Annotated in this window: 22 protein-coding genes; 9 read left to right on the top strand and 13 right to left on the bottom strand. The window is 68.9% G+C overall.

Features of this window, described 5'->3' with window-relative positions; all coding sequences use genetic code 11:
* Positions 1-7: 7 nt before the first annotated feature.
* The 9 genes from ACLJRM_RS26300 to ACLJRM_RS26340 are packed head-to-tail and all read right to left on the bottom strand — an operon-like array spanning position 8 to position 8,568.
* Positions 8-1,828, bottom strand: coding sequence for a VgrG-related protein (locus tag ACLJRM_RS26300; protein WP_410664557.1), 1,821 nt, complete (start codon positions 1,826-1,828; stop codon positions 8-10).
* Positions 1,825-2,940 (bottom strand): phage tail protein, encoded by a 1,116-nt coding sequence (locus ACLJRM_RS26305; protein WP_101607207.1) that lies wholly within the window; start codon positions 2,938-2,940, stop codon positions 1,825-1,827. Before ACLJRM_RS26305 ends, ACLJRM_RS26300 begins: the two co-directional genes overlap by 4 nt.
* On the bottom strand, positions 2,937-3,431 hold the full coding sequence (locus tag ACLJRM_RS26310) for a phage tail protein (protein ID WP_101607206.1): 495 nt from the start codon (positions 3,429-3,431) through the stop codon (positions 2,937-2,939). The genes ACLJRM_RS26305 and ACLJRM_RS26310 overlap by 4 nt, the downstream gene beginning before the upstream one ends.
* Before the next feature lie 7 nt (positions 3,432-3,438).
* Positions 3,439-5,523 (bottom strand): DUF4157 domain-containing protein, encoded by a 2,085-nt coding sequence (locus ACLJRM_RS26315; protein WP_410664558.1) that lies wholly within the window; start codon positions 5,521-5,523, stop codon positions 3,439-3,441.
* 17 nt (positions 5,524-5,540) lie between these two features.
* A complete protein-coding gene (locus ACLJRM_RS26320) occupies positions 5,541-5,693 on the bottom strand; it encodes a DUF6760 family protein (RefSeq protein ID WP_168214295.1) in 153 nt (50 codons plus the stop codon).
* Positions 5,690-6,097: a hypothetical protein gene (locus tag ACLJRM_RS26325; protein ID WP_101607204.1), complete on the bottom strand. Its 408-nt coding sequence runs from the start codon at positions 6,095-6,097 to the stop codon at positions 5,690-5,692. The genes ACLJRM_RS26320 and ACLJRM_RS26325 overlap by 4 nt, the downstream gene beginning before the upstream one ends.
* Positions 6,097-6,567: a phage tail protein gene (locus ACLJRM_RS26330; protein WP_101607203.1), complete on the bottom strand. Its 471-nt coding sequence runs from the start codon at positions 6,565-6,567 to the stop codon at positions 6,097-6,099. Before ACLJRM_RS26330 ends, ACLJRM_RS26325 begins: the two co-directional genes overlap by 1 nt.
* A gap of 28 nt (positions 6,568-6,595) precedes the next feature.
* Positions 6,596-7,063 (bottom strand): phage tail protein, encoded by a 468-nt coding sequence (locus ACLJRM_RS26335; RefSeq protein ID WP_101607202.1) that lies wholly within the window; start codon positions 7,061-7,063, stop codon positions 6,596-6,598.
* Positions 7,060-8,568, bottom strand: coding sequence for a phage tail sheath family protein (locus tag ACLJRM_RS26340; protein WP_410664559.1), 1,509 nt, complete (start codon positions 8,566-8,568; stop codon positions 7,060-7,062). Before ACLJRM_RS26340 ends, ACLJRM_RS26335 begins: the two co-directional genes overlap by 4 nt.
* Before the next feature lie 170 nt (positions 8,569-8,738).
* On the opposite strand from ACLJRM_RS26340, the gene ACLJRM_RS26345 reads away from it, so the two are divergent.
* The 6 genes from ACLJRM_RS26345 (at position 8,739) to ACLJRM_RS26370 (ending at position 16,825) form a co-directional block, all read left to right on the top strand.
* A complete protein-coding gene (locus ACLJRM_RS26345) occupies positions 8,739-9,398 on the top strand; it encodes a DUF4255 domain-containing protein (RefSeq protein WP_158255817.1) in 660 nt (219 codons plus the stop codon).
* A complete protein-coding gene (locus ACLJRM_RS26350) occupies positions 9,370-9,762 on the top strand; it encodes a PAAR domain-containing protein (protein ID WP_101607199.1) in 393 nt (130 codons plus the stop codon). Before ACLJRM_RS26345 ends, ACLJRM_RS26350 begins: the two co-directional genes overlap by 29 nt.
* A 31-nt stretch (positions 9,763-9,793) precedes the next feature.
* Positions 9,794-10,966, top strand: a complete 1,173-nt coding sequence (locus ACLJRM_RS26355; RefSeq protein WP_101607198.1) for a hypothetical protein — start codon at positions 9,794-9,796, stop codon at positions 10,964-10,966.
* 25 nt (positions 10,967-10,991) lie between these two features.
* The gene (locus tag ACLJRM_RS26360; RefSeq protein WP_410664560.1) at positions 10,992-12,635 is read left to right on the top strand and encodes a hypothetical protein; all 1,644 of its coding nucleotides are present in this window, start codon (positions 10,992-10,994) and stop codon (positions 12,633-12,635) included.
* Positions 12,636-12,730: 95 nt separating this feature from the next.
* On the top strand, positions 12,731-15,529 hold the full coding sequence (locus ACLJRM_RS26365; RefSeq protein ID WP_101607195.1) for a helix-turn-helix transcriptional regulator: 2,799 nt from the start codon (positions 12,731-12,733) through the stop codon (positions 15,527-15,529).
* Between the two features lie 69 nt (positions 15,530-15,598).
* Positions 15,599-16,825: an acyltransferase family protein gene (locus ACLJRM_RS26370; RefSeq protein ID WP_101607193.1), complete on the top strand. Its 1,227-nt coding sequence runs from the start codon at positions 15,599-15,601 to the stop codon at positions 16,823-16,825.
* Here ACLJRM_RS26370 and ACLJRM_RS26375 read toward each other — a convergent pair whose 3' ends face one another.
* Genes ACLJRM_RS26375 through ACLJRM_RS26385 form a run of 3 tightly spaced genes read right to left on the bottom strand, consistent with a single transcriptional unit; the run spans position 16,826 to position 19,355 of the window.
* Positions 16,826-17,299 (bottom strand): hypothetical protein, encoded by a 474-nt coding sequence (locus tag ACLJRM_RS26375; RefSeq protein ID WP_101607187.1) that lies wholly within the window; start codon positions 17,297-17,299, stop codon positions 16,826-16,828. It lies immediately after the preceding gene.
* Positions 17,296-18,684 (bottom strand): sensor histidine kinase, encoded by a 1,389-nt coding sequence (locus tag ACLJRM_RS26380; protein WP_101607186.1) that lies wholly within the window; start codon positions 18,682-18,684, stop codon positions 17,296-17,298. The genes ACLJRM_RS26375 and ACLJRM_RS26380 overlap by 4 nt, the downstream gene beginning before the upstream one ends.
* The gene (locus ACLJRM_RS26385; protein WP_101607184.1) at positions 18,681-19,355 is read right to left on the bottom strand and encodes a response regulator transcription factor; all 675 of its coding nucleotides are present in this window, start codon (positions 19,353-19,355) and stop codon (positions 18,681-18,683) included. Before ACLJRM_RS26385 ends, ACLJRM_RS26380 begins: the two co-directional genes overlap by 4 nt.
* A gap of 111 nt (positions 19,356-19,466) precedes the next feature.
* On the opposite strand from ACLJRM_RS26385, the gene ACLJRM_RS26390 reads away from it, so the two are divergent.
* The gene (locus ACLJRM_RS26390; protein ID WP_174720404.1) at positions 19,467-20,213 is read left to right on the top strand and encodes an SGNH/GDSL hydrolase family protein; all 747 of its coding nucleotides are present in this window, start codon (positions 19,467-19,469) and stop codon (positions 20,211-20,213) included.
* Between the two features lie 218 nt (positions 20,214-20,431).
* Here ACLJRM_RS26390 and ACLJRM_RS26395 read toward each other — a convergent pair whose 3' ends face one another.
* The gene (locus ACLJRM_RS26395) at positions 20,432-20,911 is read right to left on the bottom strand and encodes a MarR family winged helix-turn-helix transcriptional regulator (RefSeq protein ID WP_410664561.1); all 480 of its coding nucleotides are present in this window, start codon (positions 20,909-20,911) and stop codon (positions 20,432-20,434) included.
* Positions 20,912-20,968: 57 nt separating this feature from the next.
* Here ACLJRM_RS26395 and ACLJRM_RS26400 point away from each other — a divergent pair, with 57 nt between their 5' ends.
* Both ACLJRM_RS26400 and ACLJRM_RS26405 read left to right on the top strand, forming a co-directional pair.
* Positions 20,969-22,192 carry a multidrug effflux MFS transporter gene (locus ACLJRM_RS26400; RefSeq protein ID WP_410664562.1) on the top strand — a complete coding sequence of 408 codons (1,224 nt, stop codon included), beginning with the start codon at positions 20,969-20,971 and terminating at the stop codon, positions 22,190-22,192.
* 441 nt (positions 22,193-22,633) lie between these two features.
* Entirely contained in the window at positions 22,634-23,743 is a 1,110-nt protein-coding gene (locus ACLJRM_RS26405; protein ID WP_410664563.1) for a serine hydrolase domain-containing protein, read from the top strand.
* The last annotated feature ends 284 nt before the right edge of the window (positions 23,744-24,027 follow it).

Genomic DNA, 24,027 nt, shown 5'->3' on the forward strand with positions numbered 1-24,027 from the left:
GGACACCTCAATTCAGCTTGATCGGATTGCCCTTGATCTCGACGACACCGGCGCTCTCGATGCTGATCGCGGCCTGTGCGGTGAGATTCAGTTGCGCGCCACCGTCCACGGTGATCGTTCCGCCCTGCCCGGCCACCAGGTCGATCGTTCCCGCCGGGCCGCATTCGATGGTCAGCTTGCCGACGGCGGGGCCACCGCCGGCGGCGGGCTGGGGATCGCAGCGCAGCAGGACGGTGCCCGCCTGCTGGTCGACCTGCAGGGTGAGATCGGCGGCCCCGGTGCCGAGTTCGATCAGTGACACCGCGGGAGCCTCGTCGTGGAACAGCAGCCGGGAGCCCGACGGTGCGACGATCCCCCGGCGCACCACCGAAGCCGTCGCTCCCTCGACCCGGACGGGTTCGCCGCCGAGAGTGGCCTGGCTGTGGTCGTTGACGATCCCGCCGAGCACGTACGGACGCCGGATGTCACCGAACTCGAAGCCCACGAGCACTTCGTCGCCGACCTCCGGCAGGAAGACGGTCCCACTCGCCTGCCCCGCGCCCGCCTGCACCGGGCAGGCCCAGTCGGATTCGTACTGCGGTGAGAGCCACGGCAGGGTCACCTTGACCCGGCCCTTCCGGAGCGGGTCGTTGATGTTGCTGACGATCCCGCAGACCACGCCGGGCACCCGCTCGCCGGTGTCCGCGACCCCGTTGGCGAGGCCGAGCAGCGAACGGTCCTGACGGCCGCTGACCTCGAACGACGTCCGGTAGGACCCGAACTCGAACCGGTGTCGCGTCCGGGTGAGCAGCCAGGTCCCCGCGAAGGTCGCGGCGACCCCGCGGACGTCGACCATCCGACCCGCGCCGAGCCAGGGGTCGCCGATGGCCTCACCGGAGGCTTCGGCGAATGTGTCCGACATCCGCTCGGACAGACCGTCCGCCGCCTGCCTCGCGGCCGCGCCGATCGCCGCACCCCAGCCCAAGGGCAGTTCCGAGACGACGGTCGCCTGCTCGGACGGTGCCGGTCCGTGAATACCTCCCGGCGCCGCTGGAGCAGCGGGAGCCATACCCGAAAAGCGCCTGGCGACGACGGGGACGTCGTCCGGCAGCCGGGCGGTGGAGGTGGACGGCGACCGCTGCTCGCTGACCACTCTCGCCGCGAGCGGATCCCAGATCCGGACCTCCGTGAACGGGGCGAGGTTCCCGGCGGTGACCCTGGCGGAGAACGACAGCAGGTTCGCGCCCAGCGCCAGGACCACCGGTTCGCTCGGGCCCGCGGCCGCGCGGAATTCGAAGCGGCCGCAGGTGACGCCGACCTGGTAGCCGATGGCCGCGGCCCGGCGGACGAGGAAGTCCCAATCGGTCTGGTTCACCTGGCCGGTGTGCTGGTGGGTGACCGTCGTCGGCTCGATCACGCCGATCATCAGCCCGGCCTCGGTGGCGATCTTCCGCGCGATGTCCGAGTCCGTCATGTCGAGGAAGGTCCGGGTCCGCTTCGTCCGCTGCAATCGATGATCCTCGGCGTAGCCGCGGAAGACGATCGACGCCGTCGAGTGGTACTCGGCTTCGATCGACGTCACCTCGCCGCTCATCAAGAGACGCGGATCGTTCGGATGCCCGGGCGCCGCGCCGCCGATCGCCACCTCCGTGCCGATCGCCAGCGCCCGCAACGCCTGCGCGCTCGCGTCACGATCGGTGACGACGATCTCGAACATGTCCGGCAGGTGCAGATGCGTGTCCACGGTGACACGCAGGACGGACTTCGCGACGGCGGGCGGAAGCGGGCGCTTCGCCGGTCCGATGTGGATCGACGAGGCCACCGGGTCGTCCTGCCACGGCGTACTCACGGCCGTCCCTTCGTGCCGGGTTTTTCCTGCAGTACCAGGCCGATGACGGCCCGGCTGGGCTTGCCGTCGGCGGTGAACCGGGTGAAGTTCACGTCGATGCTCTTGAGGACGACGGCGCTGGGCAGGTAGGCGACGTCGGCACCGAGTGAGAGCGTGAGGTTCGCGTACCGGGCCTCCGGACGGGTCGACGGGGGTTTTTGGCCGCACTGCCCACAGCTGAGCGGTTTGGCGTCCTTGCTGATAGGCGGCGGCACGGAGCTGACGGGTTTCCCGTCGGGAAGGGGTTCGAGCCATTTCTTGAGTTTGGTGATCCCGTCCTGGACGTCGTCGGTTCCTTCCAGGAGGAGGTCGTTGAGCTTGAGGCTGAGCGCGTCGTCGTCGACGACCTTCGCGCCGTCGCGGTAGGTCTTGCCCTCTTTGAGTTTCACCTGCCGTGATTGGTTGAGGCTGAACTTCGCCGGGCTGCAGTGGAACGTCACGCCGGTGGCCGGGGCCTGCGCCTCCGTGATCCGCAGCCGTGCCCGTTCCCCGGTCGGGCGGCCACCGGCGACCGCGGCGGTGTCCAGAAACCCGTTGTGCACGAACGAAAGCTTCTCGATCGCGATGCCGCCGCCGGAGCTGGACAACGTGGGCACGGACCAGGAGACGGGCATCGCGTCCCGCAGTTTCCACGTATGGACGACGTGATCCTCCGGGCTCAGCCCGCTGAACAGCTGGACGGTGATCGCCGGCCGATCCCGCCGGGGGCCGCCTCCGCCGTCCAGCCAGTCGGCCACCTGTTGTTGCAGCCACCGCCGGACCTTCAGCGATCCCGCCGTCGTCATGGCGCGCTCCAGGGTCACCTTGCCGTAGGTGATCTTGCCGGGCAGGTACCGGGGCGAGTCGTAGCTGCCCGCCTCGTCGAGCGGGCCCTCCGGGGCGAACTGCACGTCGAGCCCCGAACAGCCCGACCACAGGCCCAGCGAACCGGTCCGCGCCGAGCCGTCGAGGTCCGGCACGATCACGTTGAACCACATGGTCATGCCGTAGCGGTCGGCCCGCGTTTTCGCCCCCGATCTGGCCGGGCTCAAGCCCGCCGCGGCGGCCGCCGAGTTGATCTTCCCGTGGATCATGGCTTGCGCACCTCGTCGTCGAGGAAGCCGCCGTGGGCGAGTTCGAGCGTCTCGATCACCGGCCGGGCGCCGCCCGAGTCGAACTCGCCGATCTTCCAGCCGATCGGATAGAACTCCTTGAGTTTCCAGGTGATCATCGGCAGTCCGAGGAAATCGACCAGGTAGACCGCGCCGCTGAGCAACTGCCGTCTCCGGACGATGGTGGCCAGCCACTTCTGGACGGTGGACGAGTCGGTGCACGCGGCGCGCGAAAGGCTGATGGTGCCGTAGGAGGGCACGCCTGGCTGGAACCGTTCGACGTTGGTGTTCCCCGGCCGGTAGCCGTGTTTCGCCCAGCTGACACTCAGCCCGGACGCCTTGGCCCACCGGCCGAAGTCGTACTGCCCGTGGTCGATCTGGATCACGAAGTGGTGGCTCATGCTGACCTGTCCGGTCAGCATCTCCAGCGCTTTTCCCGGTGTCGAAAGACCCGGTTTGGCTATCGATGGCATGGCGTCCTCACCAGCGGTCGGCGAGCGTGCCCCGGCGCTCGCGGTCGACAAGGAGTTCCCCGCGCAGCCGGTGCCGGAGGCGGTGGTAGAGGCGGTCGGCGAGAAGATCGGGGTTCTCGCGCGCGGGAACCTCCCGGTCCCGCTCGTCCAGGCGGGTGATCGCCGCGTCCATGCGGTCGAGCCGGGTGAGAAGGTCGGCGTCGCTCCGCTCGGGAGCGGCGGGTTCCGGGGCCACGGCCCTGTCCGGGAACGTGTCGTCGATCGACCACGAAAGCCCCTGCTCCGGCTCAGCTTGGACAGGAGCGACGCCATCAGGTGCTTTCTCCTCCGCCCGCACCACCTCGGGCGGTGCGGCTTGCGGTGCTCCGGCAGCGACCTGCCGATGCACCAGCGCTTCGGGCGCCGTGTTCTCGCCGCGTGCCCAGCGTTCGGCCTCCAGCGCCCGGCGTTCGAGCTCGGCGCCGTCGGCGGAGACCTCGGGTGGCATGGCCGCCCCGAGCATCCGCTGCTGCGCGACGTGGGTGAGCTCGTGCACGAGCAGGCCGCGGGCGTTCACGGTGTCCAGCGCGCCCGCCTCGTCGGGCAGGAAGACTTCCCCGCCGGTCGTGAAGGCCCGCGCGGAGATCGCGGCGGCCTGCGCGCTCACGGTCTTCCCTCGCCGCACCGGGACATCCGCGACGTCGACGCCGAACTGCGCGCGGAACGAGTCGGCGATCGTCTCGGGCACCTGCAGTGTCGAGCGTTCGGGGTGGTCCGCCTCGATGAGCGGGACCGGGCTGGTCAGCGAAGCGATCGCGGCGCGGTAGACGTGCGGGCTCACTTCCTCGTGCACAAGGGACTTCCGAGTGGTGACGGCCGGGTGGGGCATGTCGGCTTGAGGGATCGGCTCCGGCAGGACGAACTCGGAAGTACTCGCCTCCTTCGCGGTGTCGCCGTATTTCGGCGATTCCGTCTCGACAGGCAGACTTGAGGCGGGATCCGGTGCGACATCGCTCGCTGCTTCCGTTGGCGTAGCGAGAACGCTCGTGGTTTCGATGGGCACAGCGATGCCGGAATCCGAGCCAGCGACCGGCTCCGCCCGCCCTGGCCGTTCCGGTATCACCGGACCGGCGACTGGACGGCTCACCACCTCCGGCGGCACAGCGAGAACGCTTGCGGCCTCGACAGGCACAGGGGTGTCTGAAACCGGACCGGCGACCGGCTCCACCCATCCCGACGATTCCGGTACCGCCGGACCGGCATCCGGATGGCTCACCACCTCCGGCGGTACGGCGAAATCACCTGCGATCTCGACGGGCACAGCGAAGCCGGGATCCTGAGTGGCAGGCGGCTCGTGTTCGAACACGACGGGCTCGGGGACTTCACCCGGAACCATGGGAGGTTCGGCCGGGCCACGATTCTGGACCGAAGCCGTGCCCTTCTCCGAGGCCGGCGCACCCGGTTCCCCGGCGGACGACGCCCGCGCGAGCCTGCGTGTCTGGCCCAGCGTCGGGCGTCGAAGCCGTCGCACCTCGGGCCGTGGAGGCTCGGGAACCGTCGTCGGCGGCCCGGTGACCGAAGAGAACCCGGTGAGTGCCGCCAATCCGGCGACGTCGTTCGCCTCGTACTCGGCGAACAGCCGCTCGACCTCGGTGATGCTGCGAAACGGCTGCACCGGTTCGGTCGGCTCGCCGACGGACTCCTCCGTCACCTTGGTGAGCACCGGACGCGGTGCCGGAGCGGGAGCCGGTGACGCCCGTCGCCGTACTGGCGGTGGCGGTTCCGGCTCGAACGTCTCCCCCGCCGTGACGGCCGGACCGACCGTCTCCCCCACTTCTCCGGAAGGCGGCTCTTCCAAGGGCTCGATGAGCCGGACCAGACCGTTCATCCGGCCGCGATGCGCGCCACCCCGGCGCTCGGGGAACAGGAGGACGGTCACCGCCGCATCGGGGACGAGGGGCGTCGCGCCCGTGACCGGTGGCGGCCGGTGAAGCGGGCTGAGCAAGGGCGGCCGGAGCGCGACCGTCGTGCCGAGCACGGGCAGCCGGGCCCAGTGGCGCCGGGGCGTCGGCACCCGGCCGGGCGGGCGATTCCGCCGGAACGGCCAGCGCATGGTTCACCTCCTGGGATTCAGGGACCGAGTTCCGTGTGGATGCCGCCGATCTCCCCGATGACCTTCGTCCTGACGTGGTGCTCCAGGTCGAGGATCTCGGCGGACGGCCAATGCAGGTAGTAGGCCACGTACACGACCTCCTTCCAGAGGCGGTCGGCCGTGTACGTCAAGATCCCCCCGGCGCATCACCGGCCACGTCGACGGCGAAGTCGTGCCGGCACTGGGGACAGGTCACGTCGACCTCGGTGTGCCCGCTCTGGTTGATCCGGCGGTACAGGTCCTGGAGGAAAGCCAGATCCGAAGCGAACAGGCATTCCACCACCAGCGTGTCCACTGTGGCCAGTGAGCCGAGCCGGGTGACGGTGCGCTCGAGCAGGAGCACGGTCAGGTAGGCCGGATTCTGCCGGACCCGGGGGTCGGTCTGCGTCGAGATCTCGTCCCGCGCGGTCGCGAGCCGCATGACGCCTTCGCGGTGCAGGACACCGTGCTCGTCGACGAATCCGCGCGGCAGGCAGAAGGGATACTCGGTGCGCAGCCCCGCTTCGGCCCGCGAGAGATCGGGTGCGAGCGTCATCAGCGGTTCCCCGCACCGGTGATCGACGCGCAGGTGATCTTGCATTCGATCATCGCGACGTCCGAAGTTCCCGCCTTGACACTGGTGATGTTCACTTCGGAGATCCAGGCTTCTTCGAGATGGTAGGTCGCCTGGACGGTTCCGCCCGCGTCGAAGACGGTGAGCGTGCCGGGACACCGCGCGCTGTTGTCGCCGCTGCGAGCGAACGCGTGCCAGGCGAGGATGGCGTTGCTGCCCGCCTGGTCGAGGCCGCGCTTGACGGAGATCGTCGGCGGTTCGGTCTTGCCGAACTGCTTGGTGTGGTTCACCTTTCCGGTGGCGTCGCTGAAGATGTACTCCTGGGAAGCCACCTTCGAGGTGATGCCGCCGAGTTCCGAGAACGCCATCCGGCCGATGGGCGAGCCGGTGAACTCCACCACGAAGCTCGCCGCGCTGACCACCTGGGTCTGGCTGGTGAGACTGGACGTCATGAGCAGGACTCCTTTGCCACGAGGACTTTCAGAGCAGCAGGATGCTGTCGCACACGATCGTGACCCGCATCATCGAGACCGCCGAGGCGTCCGCCTGGGTCTGGTCGATTTCGAGCTTCTGGCACCAGGCGTTCTCCAGCAGGCAGGCGAGCACCGGCTCCCCCGACTTCGTGAGGATGTCGAACGACGCCGGCAGTTTCGCCAGCGGGTTGTTCACCCTGGCCAGCAGGTGCCAGCCGTAGAGCTGGGCGAAACCGAGGCTGTCCAGCGCGCGTTCCAAGGTGATCGACGGCGGTTTCGCCCGGCCGAACTGCTTCGTGTGCGTGTTCCCGAGCCTGCTGTTGTAGGAGTACTCCTGGAACTCCACTTCGGACTGCAGGCTGCCGAGCTTCGAGAACCCCAGTCCCGCCGCCCAGCCCTCGCACATGATCACGAACCGGGGAGCGCTCAGCACCGCGGGCGCCGGGATACCGCCGAAGGACGCGGCGGTCGTCATTCCTTCAGCTCCGCGCCTTCGGAGAACTGGGCGAGGCGGAAGACCACGAACTCGGCGGGTTTGACCGGCGCGACGCCGATGTCCACGGTGAGGATGCCCGCGTCACGGTTCTCCGGCGGGTTGTTCTCCTCGTCGCATTTGACGTAGAACGCCTCCTCCGGAGTCCGGCCGAACAGCGCGCCGCTGCGCCAGATCCGCCGCAGGAACATGCTGATGATCCGCTCGACCGAGTTCCAGAGGAAGTGGTCGTTGGGCTCGAACACCACCCAGCTCGTCCCGGTGAGGATGGACTTCTCGATGTAGTTGAACAGCCGCCGCACGTTCAGGTAACGCCATTCCGGATCGCTGGACAGCGTGCGCGCGCCCCAGATCCGGATGCCCTGTCCGGGGAAGAACCGGATGCAGTTCACACCGACCGGGTTCAGCCGGTCGTGCTCGCCGCGGGTGATCCCGCACTGCAGGTCGGTCACCCCGCGCAGTACCTCGTTCGCCGGTGCCTTGTGCACGCCGCGGGTGTCGTCGTTGCGGGCCCACACACCGGCCACGTGCCCGCTCGGCGGCAGGAACACCGGCTTGCCCGAGCGCGGATCGGCCACCTTGACCCACGGCCAGTACAGCGCGGCGTACTTCGAGTCGTACCCGGCGATTTCCTCTCGCCATCGCACGACCTGCTGCGGGCGCAGTCCGGGTGGCGGGTCGAGGATCGCGACCCGGTCGGCCATCAGCTCGCAGTGCGCGATCATGGCGAGCTGGACCGCCTTGACGCCGTCCATGTCGATCTGCCCGGACTCGTAGGCCGTCATGAGGTCGGGGACGCACAGCATGGTGATGTCGTCGATCGCCTCCAGTGTCCCGAATCCGGTCCGTTCCTCGGGATCACCGACGTAGTCCTGGACGGTCAGCGCGCCCGACGGCGCCTCGGTGATCGTCGTACGGGTGTTCTTCGCGGGCAAGGCCAGTGTGGCCCCTTTGGTCTCCTCGACGGCGACCAAAGTGGACTTCCGCAACGCGGTCGCCACGTTCGTCGCGCCGCGGCGGTTGGTCACGTTGTCGAAGACCTCCTCCTCGTCCCCGAACCGGACGACGAGTTTGAACGCGTCGTCGCCGCGTTCCGTCGCTTCCTGCACCTCGACGCTCAACTGCCTGCCTTGCTCCGGCGCCTTCAGCGCCCGGACGACGATCGGCTTGCCGGCGCCTTCGCTCGGCAGTTCGGTGCCGGTGGGGGCGGGCTGTTCCGCCGAGCCGCCACCGACCCGGATGACGTAGGCGGCGCCACCGCCGTTCGCGAAGTAGGCGTAGACGGCGTGCGCCAGATACGCGCCTTCCGTGAACTGGCCGAAGTTCTGGGTGAACTGGGTCCAGTTGGTGACCAGGACCGGCTCGTCCACCGGTCCCGTCTCGGCGAAGCCGACGAACGCGGCGACAGCGGTGCCGACACCCTCGATCGGTTTCGAGCCGGATGACACCTCTTCGACGTAGACACCCGGTGACAGGTACGACGGCATGGCGCCTCCAAGAGAACGATGCGGGCTTCTCGATCACAGTGCTCGCCGGAACGGGGCCGCACCACGAGCCCGGGGGCACACCGGCTTGCCCGATCGGGTAGACCGTTCGGGCCGCTCCGATGCACCGGGATCGCTGCCGCCGGGACACCGGTTCTCCGCACACTGGCGCCATGTTCGATGAAGTCGACATAGCGCTGCGGTCGCTGTTGAGGGAGTCTTTGCCTCCCGAAGTCGTCGTGCGCTTCGACACGCCAGGCGAGAACTGGATCGCCGAGTGCTCCGGTACCGAAACGGTCGGCATCTTCCTGCACCGGGTGCGGGAAGACGTCGCGGCGGGTACGCCGATCGGCTGGTCGGACGAACGCGCGCCGGACGGTCGCGTCGTGCGGCGTACGCAGGAAGCACGGCGCTACGAGCTCTGCTATCTGGTCACCGCCTGGGCCGACGACATCGAACGGGAGCATCTGCTCCTCGGCGCCGTCCTTTCGGCCTGCACCCGGACCGCGCGACTCTCCGCGGCCCACCTCACCGGAACGCTCTCGGCCGCGACCTCTCCGGTCACCGTTTCCGTTGCCAGACCGGGACTTTCGAGTGCGCCGGTGGACATCTGGGCGGCACTGGGCCTGGTCGCGCGCGGCTGCCTGGACCTGGTGGTCGTCGCCCCGCTGGCCCCGCCGGAGTCCGGCGAACCGGCACCGCCGCCGGACTCGGTCGATCTGGGCGCTCGCACGCTACGGCCACCTCGGCCGTCCACCGGTGGTATGCGGCGCTTGCCGGCCAAGATCACGGAAGGGGTGCGCGATGGGCAGGGCCGCGGCGAAAATGGGTGACCTCGTCACCGGGACCGACACGCATGTCGTCATGGTCCCTTCGGCGGGCGGGCCCGTGCCGACGCCGACCCAGCTGCCGTTCGCCGGGAAGATCACGCTCGGCTGCAGTACCGACGTGCTCATCGGCGGGCAGCCCGCGGCGGTCGTGGGCAGCGTCGCGATCAACACCCCGCCGCACGTGCCGACCGGCGGCACGTTCCAGCGGCCGCCGGACAACCGCGGCACGGTACTGGCGGGCAGCCCGCTCGTGCTGGTGAACGGGAAACCGCTGGCACGCGACGGGGATCAGGTTCTCGACTGCAACGATCCGGCGCCCGCCCCGACCGGGACCGTCGTCGCCGTCGGCACCGTACTGGCCGGCTGAAACCGATCGAATCCGAAACGAGGTGAGGCACGTGGAACCGATGGAAGCGGCGATTGTCTCGGTCGCGGGCAAACTCCGGGACGACCAGGTGACGCCCTGGTTCGAGGCGGTGAGCTCCGCGCACCAGGAGTCCGAAGAGGACTGGACACGGTTCAAGCAGCTCCTGACGGCGCAGGTGTCCGAGCGTTCCCTGCCCCCGGAAGCACTGGAGACGTTCGTGGAGCACATGGACACCAAGGTCTCCGATCAACGGAGCGTGCTGTCCGAAATGGACGCCAGGAAGGACGAGCTGCCACGGCTCTACGAAGGTCTCCTCGCGAAGGCCCGCGAGAGCCGGCAGGATTCACCACCGCCGTGGGACGGCGCGACCGCCCCGCGCTGGTACGCACACCTCACCCAGGTGCTCGGCAACGGCTGGCCCGGCTGGTCGGGCAAGGAAGAGGAATGGGATCGCTTCAAGGCCTTCTTCCTCGGATACGCCGATCAGGCCGGTGTCCGCCCCCAGGCGCAGCTGCTGCTGGACGACGTCGAGCGTGCGCCGGACAAGATCGGGGGCTTCGCCGGGTACGGCATCGCCATCGCGACGCACGAGCAACTCGTCGCGCGGACGAAGGCGCCGGATCTCTGGTCGCAGTACGAGCCCAAGGCCTGGTACGCCACCCTGACGAAGGGCTGGGGCGGCTGGTCCGGCCGGGAAGCCGACTGGGCGAAGTTCAAGCGGTATTTCCTGAAGTTCGCCCAGGACCGGGGAGTCGGGGAAGGGGCAGGGAAGTTCCTCGACCTCGTCGAAGCCGGTGAGGACAAGAGAGCCGCGTTCGCCGAGCACGGCATCACGCTGCCGGACGAGCAGCCCGCGGAGCCCGGTGGCGAGATCGCCGAAAAGGTCGCCGAACGCGACAAGCGGGTGGAAGCGGAACTGGCCGAGCTCGTCGAGGCTTCCGAGGAACAGATGCGGCAGGCGGCCGAAGAACTCGAGAAGAACGACGCGTTCTTCGAAAAGGTCGTCGCCGAAATCATGGAAAAGGCGGACTTTTCGGAATTCGAAGGCCTGACCAGTGACGAGATCCAGGAAATCTGGGAGGAGGCGCTCCTCGCCAGAATCCAGGAATTCGCCGGCCAGGCATCGGCGGAAGAGCTGAGGGGCCTGACCGCGAACGAGGCCGTGTCCGGGAAGGTCAAGGCGATTCTCCCCGAACAGCACTGATCATTCGTGAACCAGGAGGAAGACCATGACGACGAGCACGCCGCCTGCCTCGAAGAAGGACGCCAAAGCCGCCGCCTCCGTGAAGCAGGCTCTCCGGGATCTGGATCTCGACTACGGGAAGACGCTCACCCTGTCGATCTGGGGCCTGAGCCGGGTCGGCGTCGGCCACGTCGGAGTCCGGGTCAAACACCACTCCGATGCCAAGAAGGCCAGGGAAACCGCCGCCAAGGACTATGGGGAGTTCGGCACCCTGCGCGAGGACAACCCGGAAATGGTCCGGCTGCGCAAGGAGATCGCACTCATGGCCGTCGACGCGGGCGCGGCACAGGGGGTCGTCCACGCACTCCACCAGAAGACCTTCCCGCTGCAGAAGATCACTCTCTATCGGAAGTGTTCCAAGGTCACCCTCAGCAACGCCGAGAACCTGCTCGCCTTCACCCTCAAGCGGAGCAATCACGTGAAGGAGATCTACGGCGAGTCCCACAAGTACGCCGCGCGCGACGCGTCGGCGGCCGTCGGCAAGGACGTCTATTGCGATGTCGTCGAACTGCACACGCGGATGCGCAAGTGCATCGACGACATCGTCCTGAATCTCGCCGTCTGCCGTCAGCTGGTCGTCAAGGAGATGAGCCTCCAGCGGTACGCGGCGGTGGCCGAGAACGACGAGTTCCGTGTCGGCGGGAAGAAGTTCACCGGAGACGAGGTCACCAGCGCGATCAAGCTGACCAAGGAGATCTTCAAGGGCGCCAACACCGGTGCCGGCGTCGCCGCCTCGGTGGTGCCGGAGGAAGGCACCTCGCAGGCCCTGAGCGCAGCCAACCTGGTCGGCGGGGTGATGATCAGCGAGTTCGGCGCCATCGCGGAATCGCTCGACCGCAAACGCCGGGCCAAGCAGATCATGAAGGATCCGCAGTACAAGCAGCAGGCGGACGAGTTCCTCGCGAAGCATCCCCTGGCGATCCTCGACTACATCATCAAGCGCAACGAGGACGACCTCGAGCGGGCCCTGTGCCGGGCCGAACCCGCGGCGGCGGCGTTCCTCTCGGTCGCGAGCTACGGACTGGACCTCACCGGTGTCGGCGGGGTGGTCGCGAAATGCGTCTTCCCGTTCGTGTTCCCCACCGTGAAGACCCTCGTGACGGAGTTCTTCTCCGGGGTGCACAAGGAGGCACGCAAGGCCGAGGAGGCGTCGGGCCGGAAGGATCTGGCCGCCTTCAAGGCGACCATGATCGCCGAATGGGCGGCGCTGAACGACGGTCGAGCAGTCGACAGGCTCATCGAAAAGGCTCGCACCAGGGTGAAGGCGAAAGCCGAACTGAGTGACGAACTGCAGGACGAGGTCGCCCTGCTCATCGCGGACTTCGATCAGATCAAGGACGTGAAGACCCGCGAAAAGATGCTGAAGAAGCACGCGGCCGCCCTCTCCGGCCTCGGTCTGAAGGCCGCGGCGGCGTCGGTCGAAAAGGCCAACGAACTCGGCGGCTACCTGACTCCGCAGTGGCTCATCGACGGCGTGATCGCGAAAAGTCTCAGGCCGGTGGTGGTGAGGGTGCTGGGCTACGTCGATCCGGCGCACGACCCCGGACTGATCTCCAATGTCGAGATGATGAAACTGCAGGACGGGGTGGCCGAGATGGCGGCCGTCGAACTCAAGTACGCGCGGGCCTGACCCGGCCCGGCGAGTACCCCGGGTGGCCCAACCTGCTGGTCCATTCGTCCCATGGCGGGCAGAATGCCTGAGTCTGCGGAGAAAGCGGGGGCGAAGTGAGGGAACGCGGCGCCATCACCCCGTTCACCGGTGGTTTCGTCGGGCGTGCCGCCGAACTCGCGCTCCTGGCCGATGTCACGGGGAAGGTCCGGATCGGCACTCACCATCTCGTCCGTTTGGAGGGTCTCGCGGGGATCGGCAAGACGGCGCTCGCCCGCCGGTTCTTGGCGGGCGTGCCGGACTTCCGGTTGTTGCGCGCGGTCGGCGACCCCGCGGAAGCCGGCAGCGAGTTCGGTGTCGTCGACCAGCTCGCGCTGTGCCTGCCCGCGGGCGCCGGCGAGTCGTTGCCGCTGCTGTCCGGACGGCGTCCGGCGGGAGTGGACCCGCTCGCGGTCGGCAAGCAGTTGCACGCCGCGCTGTCCGGGCTGCTGGACCGCAGCCCGGTCGCGCTGTTGCTGGACGGGCTCGACTGGGCCGACCCGCCGTCGCTGACCGCCCTCGGATTCGTGCTGCGGCGCAGCTGGGCCGATCAGCTGCTCGTGGTCGCCCTCAGCCGTACCGCCGCGGACGGCACCCGGGCGGGCGACCCGCTCGGTGAGGGGCCGGCGGCGGTACGGGTGGAACTGACCGGGCTGGCCACCGACGAGGTGGCCACCCTCGCGAGCACGATCCTCGGGCAGGCCATCCCTGGCAAGGTCGTCGAGCGGTTGTGTGCGTACACCGGAGGGCACCCCGCGCACCTGCGCACCCTCTTCAAGGAGGTCGAGCCGGAGGCTCTGGCCACCGGGGAACTGTTCCGGACGGCATCGAGTTCGGCGGTCGTCGCGGCGCGGAGGACTCTCGCCGGCCTGCCCGCCGAGACCAGGGAACTGCTGGCCGCGCTCGCCGTGCTCGGCGTCCGGTCTCCGCTGGCGAGGGTGGCGCAGGTGGCCGCGATCGAGCACGCGGAAGAGGCGCTGCAGCCGGCGCTCGAAGCGGGTCTGGTGACGTGGTGGCCGCGCGAGGTGTCGAGTCCGGTCGAGCTGACCCATGACGTGCAGCGGGAAGCCGTCTATCTCTCGCTGACACCGACCCGGCGGAGCAGGCTGCACCTGCGGGCGGCCGAGGCCGTGGACAGGGCGAGTTCGTGGCGGCACCGGGTCGCGGCGGTGACCATGACCGACGGCGACCTCGCGCGGGAGCTGGAGAAGGCCGCCCAGGAGGAGGCCGACCGCGGTGAGCACGGACCCGCCGCCACCTATCTCGGCTGGGCCGCCGACATCTCGCCGTCCGGGCCGGACGCCGAACGTCTGCTGCTCACGTCGGTCATCCATCAGCTGCTCAGCGAGGAACGGTGGCGTGCCTCGGGGGCGCAGGCCCGGATCGCCCGCTGCGCCCGGTCCGCCCTGCGTTCCCTGTGCGAAGGTCTCGTCTCCCTGTTCGGCTCGGGCGAACGGGTGCGGGCCGAACGGGAACTGACGGCCGCCTTGCGCCAGGCCGAGGCGGAGAACGCGCCCCGCTGGGTGCGCGCGTCGGCCGCGGCGGGTTTGGCGGGCGCGCTGACCTGGCGCGGCGAGTCCGATTCGGTGATCGAGCACGGGCGGCTCGCGTTGTCGCTCGGTGAGGTGCCGACCGGCCTCGCGGACTTCACCAAGGTGCTGCTCGCGGTGGCCAGGGGCCGACGCGACGGGCTTGAGAGCGGCCTCGACGAGCTCGGGCATCTGTCCCCCGAACCGGCCGAAGTCCCGACCCCCCACCTGGATTCACTCGCCTGCCGCGGCGCGCTGCGCACCGTGCTCGGCAGGCTCGACGAGGCCAAACGAGACCTGCACGAGGTGCGGCGCCGTCATCGGAGCGGTGCGCATTTCCTCAGTGGAACCTGCCCCTACTCGTATCTGACGGCGGCGCACTACCAGTCGGGAGACTGGGACGCGGCCGCGCTCACCGTCGCGCAGGTCGTGTCCGTCTCCCAGGCGGAAGAGCAGCCCACGAACCAGGCTCTCTGCAGTTTCGCCGCGTCCCTGGTCCCCGCGGGACGCGGCGACTGGGCGACGGCCGCCCGGCACGTCCGTCGCGCGGAAGAGGCCGCCGCGCGGACCGGCGCGCTCCAAGACCTGCGGTACGCCGGAATCGCGGGAGCCGTTCTCGGACAGGCGAAAGACGATCCGGCCGCGATACTTTCCGCGCTCCAAGCCATCCCGGGCCTGACCGAGGCGACGGGGGCACACGAATGGTGGAGTCTCTGGTGGCGCCCGCTCCTGGTGGAAGCCCTCCTGGGCACCGGCAGGATCGCCGAAGCGCGAGCGCAGCTCAAGGTGTTCGCGGCGAAGGCGAGCGGCGTCGGTTCCTGGGAAAGCACCGTGATCCGCCTGACGGCGTCGTTCTTGGCCGCCCGTGGTGACCACGCCGCCGCCCTCCACTGCGTGGAAAACCGTTACCCCACCCCGGCCGCGCTCGGCGTCTCTCTCGCCGATGGCCTGCTGCTCCATGAGCACGCTCGCCGCCTCCTCGGTACGGCGAGACCCGTCCCCGGCGCACAGTGGCTTCGTGCGGCCAAAATCCGCTTCGCCACCTTGGGCGCGGTCCCGTTCGAACGGCGGGCCGACGCGGACCTGACCGAGTCGCAGGTCGACGTCTCCCTCGATCCGACCGCGCTGGCCGGGCTGACCGACCGCGAAAGCGAGGTGGCCCGTCTCGTCGGCAAACACCTGACCAACCGGGAGATCGCCGCGGAGATCTTCGTGACGGTGAAGACCGTCGAATTCCACCTGGGGAACATCTACGCGAAATTCGGGCTCGGTTCACGAAAAGAACTGCGGGATCTCCTCACCGGGGGCCGCCACGCGCTCTCCGGACTGCCCGTCGACTCGAGATGAGCCTGCCTGCGACAAGACTGCGACAGTCCCGGGACCGGCGGCCGACATCGCCGCAGCACAGTCGGGATCATGACGAACATCGACCAGGCCCCGGTGGTTCGCGCGGACGCCGGACGCGGGACGCACGTCCCCGCGCTGGACGGGTTGCGAGGGATCGCGATCCTCGGCGTCCTGCTGTTCCACACCGATCTCCTGCCCGGCGGTTTCCTCGGGGTGGACCTGTTCTTCACCTTGTCCGGCTACCTCATCACCGACCTGATCCTGCGTGAGGCCGAGGCGACCGGGACGGTGTCACTGACCGCTTTCTGGGGCCGCAGGATCCGGCGGCTGCTTCCCGCCCTGGCGGCCATGCTCGCCGTGGTCACCGTCGTGGTGTGGCTCGCGGCGTCACCGGACGTGGTGCGGACGACGCTCGGGGACGGCCCCTGGGTGCAGCTGAACCTGGTCAACTGGCACCTGATCGCGGAGTCGTCCGGGTATTGGGACCGCTTCGGCTCGGCCCGGGTCTTCGAGCATCTGTGGAGCATCGCGGTCGAGGAGCAGTTCTATCTGGTGTGGCCGGCGCTGCTGTTGATCTCGACCCTGGCCGGACGACGGCTACTGCACCGGCGGGTCGCCGTGATCACGCTCGCGGCCTCGGTGGTCTCTCTGGTGCTGATGATCACGCTGCTGACGCCGTCCGATCCGACCCGGGTCTACACCGGCACCGACACCCGGGCGTTCTCCCTGCTGCTGGGCGCGATGGTCGCCACCGGTCCGGTGCGCGACGTCCTGGCCCGCTCGACTGCCCGGACAGCGGGAGTGGTGCCGGCGTTCTTGGCCGCCGGAATCGGTGTGCTGTGGTGGTTCGCCGACGGTGTGGGCTCACCGTGGCTGTTCACCGGTGGGCTCTTCGCGCACTCGCTGGCCGCCGCGGTGCTGATCGGGTTGTGTGTCCGGACGCCGGGAACGGTGGCCGCCAAGCTCCTTGCCTGGCGGCCACTGCGCTGGATGGGGCTGATCTCCTACAGCCTCTATCTGTGGCACTGGCCCGTTTTCGTGCTGGTGTCCGAGCAGTGGACCGGGATCGGCCGATGGCCCCGGACCGTGCTGGTCTGCGTCCTGTCGATCGGCTTGGCCGCGTTGTCGAAGTACGCGGTCGAAGACCCCATCCGGTTCCGCGCGAAGTGGGCACGCGGCCGCGGCGGGGTGCTCGCGTTCGCGGCGGTCATGGTCGCCCTTGCCTTGCTGTGGCTTGCCCTTCCCGCCCCCGAACCGCCCGGCATCGACATCACCCGGCTCGGAAGCGCCCGCTGATCACGTGTTCAGCGGGCAGGTCCGCTGAACATCCGATTCCGGGGTGGGCTGGGTGAAACCGATCCGTACCTTGGTGGCCTTCGATCCGCCGCTCTGCACGTGGACGCCGAGCGCCGTGCACACGATCTGGTCGATACCCAGTGGTGTGACCTCACGGTCGGTCAGCGGCACCAGAAGCTGGATGAGGCCGGGTTCGGTGGTCACCACGACCTGGGTGACCGGCGTCGACGCGATGTCGGTGTCCAGCTCCGAGCCGCCGGGACCGGTGAGCAGCAGTGATACCGCTTCGGCGATCGTGCCGAGTCGCCTGGTTTCCCTCAGCTGTGGCTGGAGCCGACGGTGCACGTCGACGAAGTACAGCGTCACCCCGGGCGCGACGCCGGTCGGGGCGTCACCGTCGGCGGCGGGTCCCGACGGTGCGACTCCGCAACCCGCCAGTAGCAGGGTCAGTGCGACAAGCCGGATGCGTTTCACCGGTCCTCCAGGTTCCGTGGCAGCCGCAGCTCGAACCGCGCGCCACCGTCGACGGTGTTGTCCGCGGTGAGGTCGCCGCCGTGCAGGCGCGCGTTCTCGCGCGCGATCGCCAGTCCGAGCCCGCTGCCCGGCGTTCGCGTGCGCGCGGTGTCCGCCTTGTAGAAGCGGTCGAACACCTTCGGCAGCACGTGTTCCGGCAAGCCGGGGCCGTGATCGGTCACCTCGACGCGGACCTGGTCCGGCAGCACCGAGATCCGCACGCGCACCGGTGGCGCGCCGTACCGCAGCGCGTTGCCGACCAGGTTGGCCACGACGACGTCCAGGCGGCGACGGTCCAGCCGCAGCGAAATCTCCTCCGGCACCAGCAGCTCGACCTGCTCCAGCCAGCCCCGGGAACGGAGGCATTCCCGCACGGCGGCCGCGACGTCCGTCTCCTCCCACCGCATCTGTGCGGTGCCCGCGTCGAAACGGGACACTTCCATCAGATCCTCGACCAGCCGGACCAGCCGGTGGGTCTCGGTGATCGCGAGCTGCGCCGATTCCCGGGCGTCCGGCTCCATCGTGTCCGCCGTGGCCGCCATCACCTCCACCACCGCGGTCAGCGTGCTCAGCGGGGTGCGCAGTTCGTGGGAGACGTCCGCGGCGAACCGTTTGGCGTCGGCCTGCATGCGCTGCAACGACTCGGCCATCTCGTTGACGGTGACGGTCAAGTCGGCCAGCTCGTCGGCACCCTGCGGTGGTGTGCGAGCGTCGAGATCACCCGCCGCGAGCCGGCGCGCGGTGTCACGGAGCTTCCGCACCGGCCGCAGGACACTGCCCGCCGCGAGCAGCGCCAGGAGCACCGCCAGAGGCAACGCCATCGCGGCGGTGATCGCCGCGGAGCGGGTGAGGTGATCGATCTGCTCCTCGACTCCGGTGAGATCGTGCGCCGAGTACACCTCGATACCGGACGGGGCACGGGCGCCGTCCGGGGCGGTGAGCATGACCGGCGTGCCGATCAGCAACCACGGGGTCTCGCCCGCGATGAGCCTCTGCGTGACCAGCCGTTTCTCGCCGCGCACGGCCGCTCGCAGCGAGCCCGTGCCGAGGTCGGCCCCGTCCTCGGAGCGCAGATCCCCGTAGGTGACCAGCGTGTTCGCGCCGAGGGCCGCGCGCAGCCGGTCGAGCGAGTCCTGAGTCGGCGGGTAGGTCAGCTGGGGCGCGACCGCGGCGATCTGGCCGGTGAGGGTGCCGGCGAGCCGCTGCTGGGTGGTCGCGACCAGCGCGGCGCTCGCCGACCGGGCGCTCGACCAGGCGGCCGCGGCGGCCGCGAGCACGGCGACCAGGACGAAAGCGACCAGCAGGCGGGCGCGAAGTCCCCGCGGCAGGAGCCGACCGGCATTCATACCGGCCCGAACCGGTAGCCGAACCCTCGGACGGTCTGCACGTACACCGGACTCGCCTGGTCGTCCTCGACCTTCGCCCGCAGCCGCTGCACACAGTTGTCGACCAGCCTGGAATCACCGAGGTAGTCGTGCTCCCACACCTCTTCCAGCAACTGGCTGCGGCTGAACACCCGGCCGGGCGACCGGGACAACGTCAACAGCAGCCGCATTTCCGTCGGCGTCAGCGAAACCGGCTCACCGCGCACGGCCACCGCGAGCGCGGCGGTGTCGATCCGCAGGTCGCGATGCACCCGCACACCCTCGGCCGGAGCGGCTCCACGGCGGAGTACCGCACGAATCCGCGCGTCCAGCACGGAGGGCCGCGCCGGTTTGATCACATAGTCGTCCGCGCCCGCCGCCAGGCCGCCGACGACATCGAAGTCGTCACCCCGCGCGGTCAGCATGATCACCGGCACCTCGCCCGCCGCCCGGATCCGGCGGCACACCTCGAAACCGTCGATCCCCGGCAACATCAGGTCGAGCACGACCAGGTCCGGCGCGGACACGTGGAACTGCTCCAGCCCGTCCTCACCGGTCTCCGCGGTCCGCACATCGTGTCCGTGTCTGGACAACGCCAGCTGAAGGCCGCGCCTGACCAGCGGATCGTCCTCGATGAGCAATATCGCCACCACGTGTCCATTATGGACTCCTCCGGGCCGTCTCATCGGTCAAGCGATCTTCTGCGACACAACCGGGACACGATCGCGGAACGCCCGGGACGCGGCGACGGCACGGTCGAAGACATGACCAAGAACCGAAAAATCATGCTCGGCCTGGCCGGTTTGGTCCTGGCGACCTCGGCCTGCTCGACCCAGGCCGCCCCAGGTCCGACCCCAGCGGCCAGTTCGGAACAGGCCAAGGTGCTCTTCCTCGGCGACTCCATCGCCGTCGGCGAGGCATTGCCGCTGTCCGCCGCGTTCAAAGCCGGTGGAGCCGGTTTCACCTCCATAGCCGCGGAGGGCGGCGGGAACGTCGTCGGCCCCTTCTCCGAGGAAAACTGGAAGAAACTGCCGGAACAGATCACCTCCGCCAAGCCCACCGTGGTCGTCTACCAGATAGCCAGCTACGACTGGGGAACCCAGCAGGAGCAGCAGACCGCCTACGAGAAACTGCTGAGCACCACGACGGGCGCCGGCGCGAAACTGGTCTTCGTCACCATGCCCCCGCTGAAGCCGGACGACTTCTACAAGCCGCACATGGCAGACCTCGATCGCACCCCGGACGTCGCCCGCGCGGTGGCGGCCGGATCCGGCGGCAAGGCCGTCGTGCTCGACGCCACCGAAGTGTGGGGCAGCGCCTACGAGCAGACGAAAGACGGCAAAGCGGATCGCAGCGCCGACGGCATCCATACCTGTCCTCAAGGAGCCGCGCGCTTCACCAGCTGGCTGCTCACCGGTTTGGCTGCGGTGATCCCGGGCTTCGCTCCCCCGGCGGCGGAAAGCTGGGCCAATACGGGCTGGTCGGCCGACAAGCACTTCCAAGGCTGCTGACGAACAACATCGCGCAGGTCACCGTGTGCGGTGGCCCCGGGCTGGGCGATGACGGCGGGAGACTGTGTACATGCCGAACGACGAGCTGCGGGCACAACCTCGATGGCGGAGAACGGGCGACACGTACTTCCCGTACGCGGCCAGTGTCGAGAGCCTGGAGGACTCCTTCGGTGGACGTGTCACCGGTGAGGGAGGGCGCCTTCGTTGTCGCTCGGTGCTCAACGCGGCGCTTCGGGCGTCAGCGGGTTTTTGAGCGCTTTCCCGAGCGAGGCCAGCGCTGGTCCCGCGGCGGCCAGCTTGTCTCGTTCGTCCGGAGAAAGGTTCTCCAGCGCGACGGCGAGCAGCTCGGCCCAGGAGCTCTCGATCCGTGCCATGCCGTGCTGTGCGTTCATCGTCGGAAGCAGTCGTACCGACCTTCGGTCGTCCGGGTCGGGCTCGCGTTCCACAAGCTCGCGGGCGACCAGGTTCCGCACCACGACGCTGGCGTTGCTGGTCTGCAATCCAAGCTCACGCGCCATCGTGCTCAGGGGAGTGCCCGGGGTGTCCATCACGTAGCGCAGCACTTCCAGCTCGGATGGCGGGAGCTGATACAGCCCCGCCTCGGCGACTCCTCGCAGCCGTAGTGCACGGGACAACCCGTACAGGCCGGGTACCAGGCCTCTCGCCTGCTTGAGTCGCGCGGCGTTGTCATCGGTCACGGCACCAGTGTACCGTTAGTTATGCTTATATAAGTATAACTAACTGGGAGACTTCGGATGCCCTCTGTCAAACCCGCCGGCACGCTCATCGCGGTGTTGGCCTTGTTGTCCTTCGTGCTGCCCATGGCCACCGACCTGTACCTGTCGGCGTTCCCGCGGATGGCCGAGGAACTCGGCACCGATGCCTCCGGTGTACAGCTCACACTCACCGCGTTCTTGATCGGACTGGCGGCCGGGCAACTCGTCCTCGGCCCGCTGTCCGACCGGTACGGACGCCGGGGTCTCTTGCTCGCCGGAACCGCCATGTGCGCGGCGAGCACGGCCCTTTGCGCTCTCGCTCCGACGCTGGAGTGGTTGGTGGCACTGCGTTTCGTCACCGGTTTCGCCGGCGCGGCCGGGGTGGTGCTCGGTCGCGCCGTTATCTCCGACATCGCCACCGGCAGCGCCGCGGCACGCCTGTTCGGCATCCTGATGGCCCTCGGCGGTATCGCGCCGATCGTCGCGCCGCTGGCAGGCGGAGCGGTTTTCGAGGAATTCGGCTGGCGTGCCGTCTTCTGGCTGCTGGCCACGGTCGTGATGTCGATGTTCGCCGCGGCGTTCTTCCTGGTCCCGGAAACCCTGCCGCGAGAACGACGCCACGCCAAGGGATTCGCGACTACGCTGCGCGCGGCGGCCGGAGTGCTGGGCAACCGGGTCTACCTCGGTCACACCCTGGTCTTCGTCTTCGCGTCCGGAGCGCTGTTCTCCTACATCTCCGCATCGCCCTTCCTTTATCAGAAGATGCTCGGCATGAGTGTCCAGGAGTACTCCGTCGTCTTCGCCGCGGGAGCACTGATTGCCACCCTTTCCAGCGGCGCCAGTGCCAAACTGGTCAACCGCGTCCATCCGTCGGTGCTACTGCGGATCGGATTGGTGGCCATGTCCGGCTCCACGGCCGCGTCCTTGCTGATCGCGACCATCGGGAAATTGGCCCCGGTCAGCGCGTTGTCGCTGCTGGCGATCACCGGTGCCGGCCTCGGTCTGGTATTCGGCAACGCGACCGCACTGGCGATCGAAGCGGTCCCCGAATCCGCCGGAACCGCGTCGGCATTGCTGGGAACACTCCAAAGTGGACTCGGCGCGCTCGCCGCACCCCTGGTCGGACTCGGCGGCCAGCACACCGCGATTCCCCTCTACCTGGCTATGACAGTGTGCTCGGTCGCGGCCCTGCTGTGCGGGTCGGTCCTGACGGGACAGAAGGCGAAGCGACCACAGTCCGTGCGATTCAAGCCCGCCTCTTGAAATGGGCACTCGCTCGGACGTCGCAGGTCGGCGATCCACCCGGTCCGGAGCGACGCCGGGCGAGTGTTCCGAACGCGACGGTGATCAGGTAGGCCTCGTTGTCGTCGGTCATCACCTAGGCGGAGGCGGCTATCGCAGCGGCACGAACACCCGCGCATGCCGCGATGCGGTCGATGCGCAGACCGGGCGCGAGGTCATGCCGATGAGCGGCTACGACCTTGCACTGAGAACCACCCTGGTGGCCTACACCTCGCCGAGCGGTGCGGCTGGTGCAGAAGGACGCGTCGGCTGGATCATCCGGTGCCGGGTGTTCTGCTCTGTTCGAGTGGTTGTGATTTCCGGCCCTGGGGGTGCTGATCACCGGACGCTAGCGTCGGTCGGGCCGGCGGTGGACCGCCGCCTGGGGAGAGCCTTCGGGCTTCGAGGGGAGTTTTTCCGATTATGCAAAGAACATTGCCTCGGCCTTTGCAGAGGATTCGACTCGTGGTCGCGCTCACCGCGGCCGGACTGCTCGCCACCACGGGCACCGCGCTCGCCGACACCGGCGCCGACCGCAAGGTCGTGCAGGAGGCGCTGGACCAGTTCACCACGAGCGGCGCGGCGCTCGGCGCGCAGGTCAGGGTGACCGACGGCCATCAGCGCTTCACCGCGCGCTCCGGCAAGGCGGAGCTGGGTTCGAATCGCCCGGTGCCGGAGAACGGCCGGTTCCGCGTCGGCAGCATCACCAAGACGTTCGTGTCGACGGTCCTGCTGCAGCTTTCGGGCGAAGGCAAGGTCGCCCTGGACGCGCCGGTCGTCCGCTACCTGCCCGGCCTGATCGACAACCGCGTCACGGTGCGCCAGGTCCTCCAGCACACCAGCGGCCTCTACAACTACACCGACGCGTTGCCGCTCGACCCGGCCGAGTTCGAGAAGATCCGCTACAAGCACTGGACGCCCCGGGAACTGCTCAAGATCTCCACCGACAAGCCGCTCGACTTCGACCCCGGCACCCGGTGGAACTACTCCAACACCAACTATGTGGTCGCGGGACTGCTGGTGGAGAAGCTGACCGGCAGGCCGTACGCGAAGGCGGTCGAGCAGCGGATCCTCAAGCCCTTGCGCCTCGACGACACCGAGGTTCCCGGCGACAACGTCGACATCAGGGGCCCGCATGCCCACGGCTACGTGACCGTGGCGGGCAAGCCGAACGACGTCACCCGCATCAACCCGTCGGTCGCCTGGGCCGCGGGCGAGGTGATCTCCACGACCCGCGACCTGGACACGTTCGGGGTGGCGCTGGCGAGCGGCAAGCTGCTCAGGCCCGCGCAACAGCAGGAGATCAGCAAGACGACCGCGGTCAGCCCCCAGTACGGCCTGGGCCTGCAGGTGGAGACCTTGCCGTGCGGCACCAAGGTGTGGGGCCACGGCGGCGGCATCCCCGGCTACTCCTCGCAACTGCTGACCACGCCGGACACCACGAAGCGGCTGGAGCTCTCGGTCACGAGCGCGCCGACCGCGGGCGACCCCGGCGACGCGTTCGGCAAGCTGCTCACCGAAGTCTTCTGCTGACGTCTTCCGGGCCGGCGGCGGGCGCGCCATACGTGGCGTTCCCGTCCCGGCCGTCGCGCCACGCAGGCCGAGCGAGAAGCGAGCGCGCCCTTCCCGGTCGCGAAGCGGGATACCGATCGTGCGGAGACCCGCGGCCAGTTCCTGGTCAGTCATCCGTCGCTGTGGTTCACCCGCCGCGACTTCGCCGAGAACCACCGCGACGAGCTCACCGAGATCGTCCGGTCGCTGCAAGAGTCCGACGCCTGGATCACGCCCCCCGGGCGGTCGATCCGCGGTCCTGCCGT

Source organism: Amycolatopsis sp. lyj-84, from assembly GCF_046549075.1.
Classification (GTDB): Bacteria; Actinomycetota; Actinomycetes; order Mycobacteriales; family Pseudonocardiaceae; genus Amycolatopsis.

What these genes read in the sequence shown, in the direction of transcription:
- ACLJRM_RS26315 (WP_410664558.1), bottom strand. Translation starts at nt 5,523, where the DNA reads ATGCGCTGGCCGTTCCGGCGGAATCGCCCGCCCGGCCGGGTGCCGACG.
- ACLJRM_RS26380 (WP_101607186.1), bottom strand. Translation starts at nt 18,684, where the DNA reads ATGAATGCCGGTCGGCTCCTGCCGCGGGGACTTCGCGCCCGCCTGCTG.
- ACLJRM_RS26405 (WP_410664563.1), top strand. Translation starts at nt 22,634, where the DNA reads ATGCAAAGAACATTGCCTCGGCCTTTGCAGAGGATTCGACTCGTGGTC.
- ACLJRM_RS26305 (WP_101607207.1), bottom strand. Translation starts at nt 2,940, where the DNA reads ATGATCCACGGGAAGATCAACTCGGCGGCCGCCGCGGCGGGCTTGAGC.
- ACLJRM_RS26370 (WP_101607193.1), top strand. Translation starts at nt 15,599, where the DNA reads ATGACGAACATCGACCAGGCCCCGGTGGTTCGCGCGGACGCCGGACGC.
- ACLJRM_RS26325 (WP_101607204.1), bottom strand. Translation starts at nt 6,097, where the DNA reads ATGACGCTCGCACCCGATCTCTCGCGGGCCGAAGCGGGGCTGCGCACC.
- ACLJRM_RS26345 (WP_158255817.1), top strand. Translation starts at nt 8,739, where the DNA reads ATGTTCGATGAAGTCGACATAGCGCTGCGGTCGCTGTTGAGGGAGTCT.
- ACLJRM_RS26400 (WP_410664562.1), top strand. Translation starts at nt 20,969, where the DNA reads ATGCCCTCTGTCAAACCCGCCGGCACGCTCATCGCGGTGTTGGCCTTG.
- ACLJRM_RS26310 (WP_101607206.1), bottom strand. Translation starts at nt 3,431, where the DNA reads ATGCCATCGATAGCCAAACCGGGTCTTTCGACACCGGGAAAAGCGCTG.
- ACLJRM_RS26330 (WP_101607203.1), bottom strand. Translation starts at nt 6,567, where the DNA reads ATGACGTCCAGTCTCACCAGCCAGACCCAGGTGGTCAGCGCGGCGAGC.
- ACLJRM_RS26390 (WP_174720404.1), top strand. Translation starts at nt 19,467, where the DNA reads ATGACCAAGAACCGAAAAATCATGCTCGGCCTGGCCGGTTTGGTCCTG.
- ACLJRM_RS26360 (WP_410664560.1), top strand. Translation starts at nt 10,992, where the DNA reads ATGACGACGAGCACGCCGCCTGCCTCGAAGAAGGACGCCAAAGCCGCC.
- ACLJRM_RS26340 (WP_410664559.1), bottom strand. Translation starts at nt 8,568, where the DNA reads ATGCCGTCGTACCTGTCACCGGGTGTCTACGTCGAAGAGGTGTCATCC.
- ACLJRM_RS26335 (WP_101607202.1), bottom strand. Translation starts at nt 7,063, where the DNA reads ATGACGACCGCCGCGTCCTTCGGCGGTATCCCGGCGCCCGCGGTGCTG.
- ACLJRM_RS26350 (WP_101607199.1), top strand. Translation starts at nt 9,370, where the DNA reads ATGGGCAGGGCCGCGGCGAAAATGGGTGACCTCGTCACCGGGACCGAC.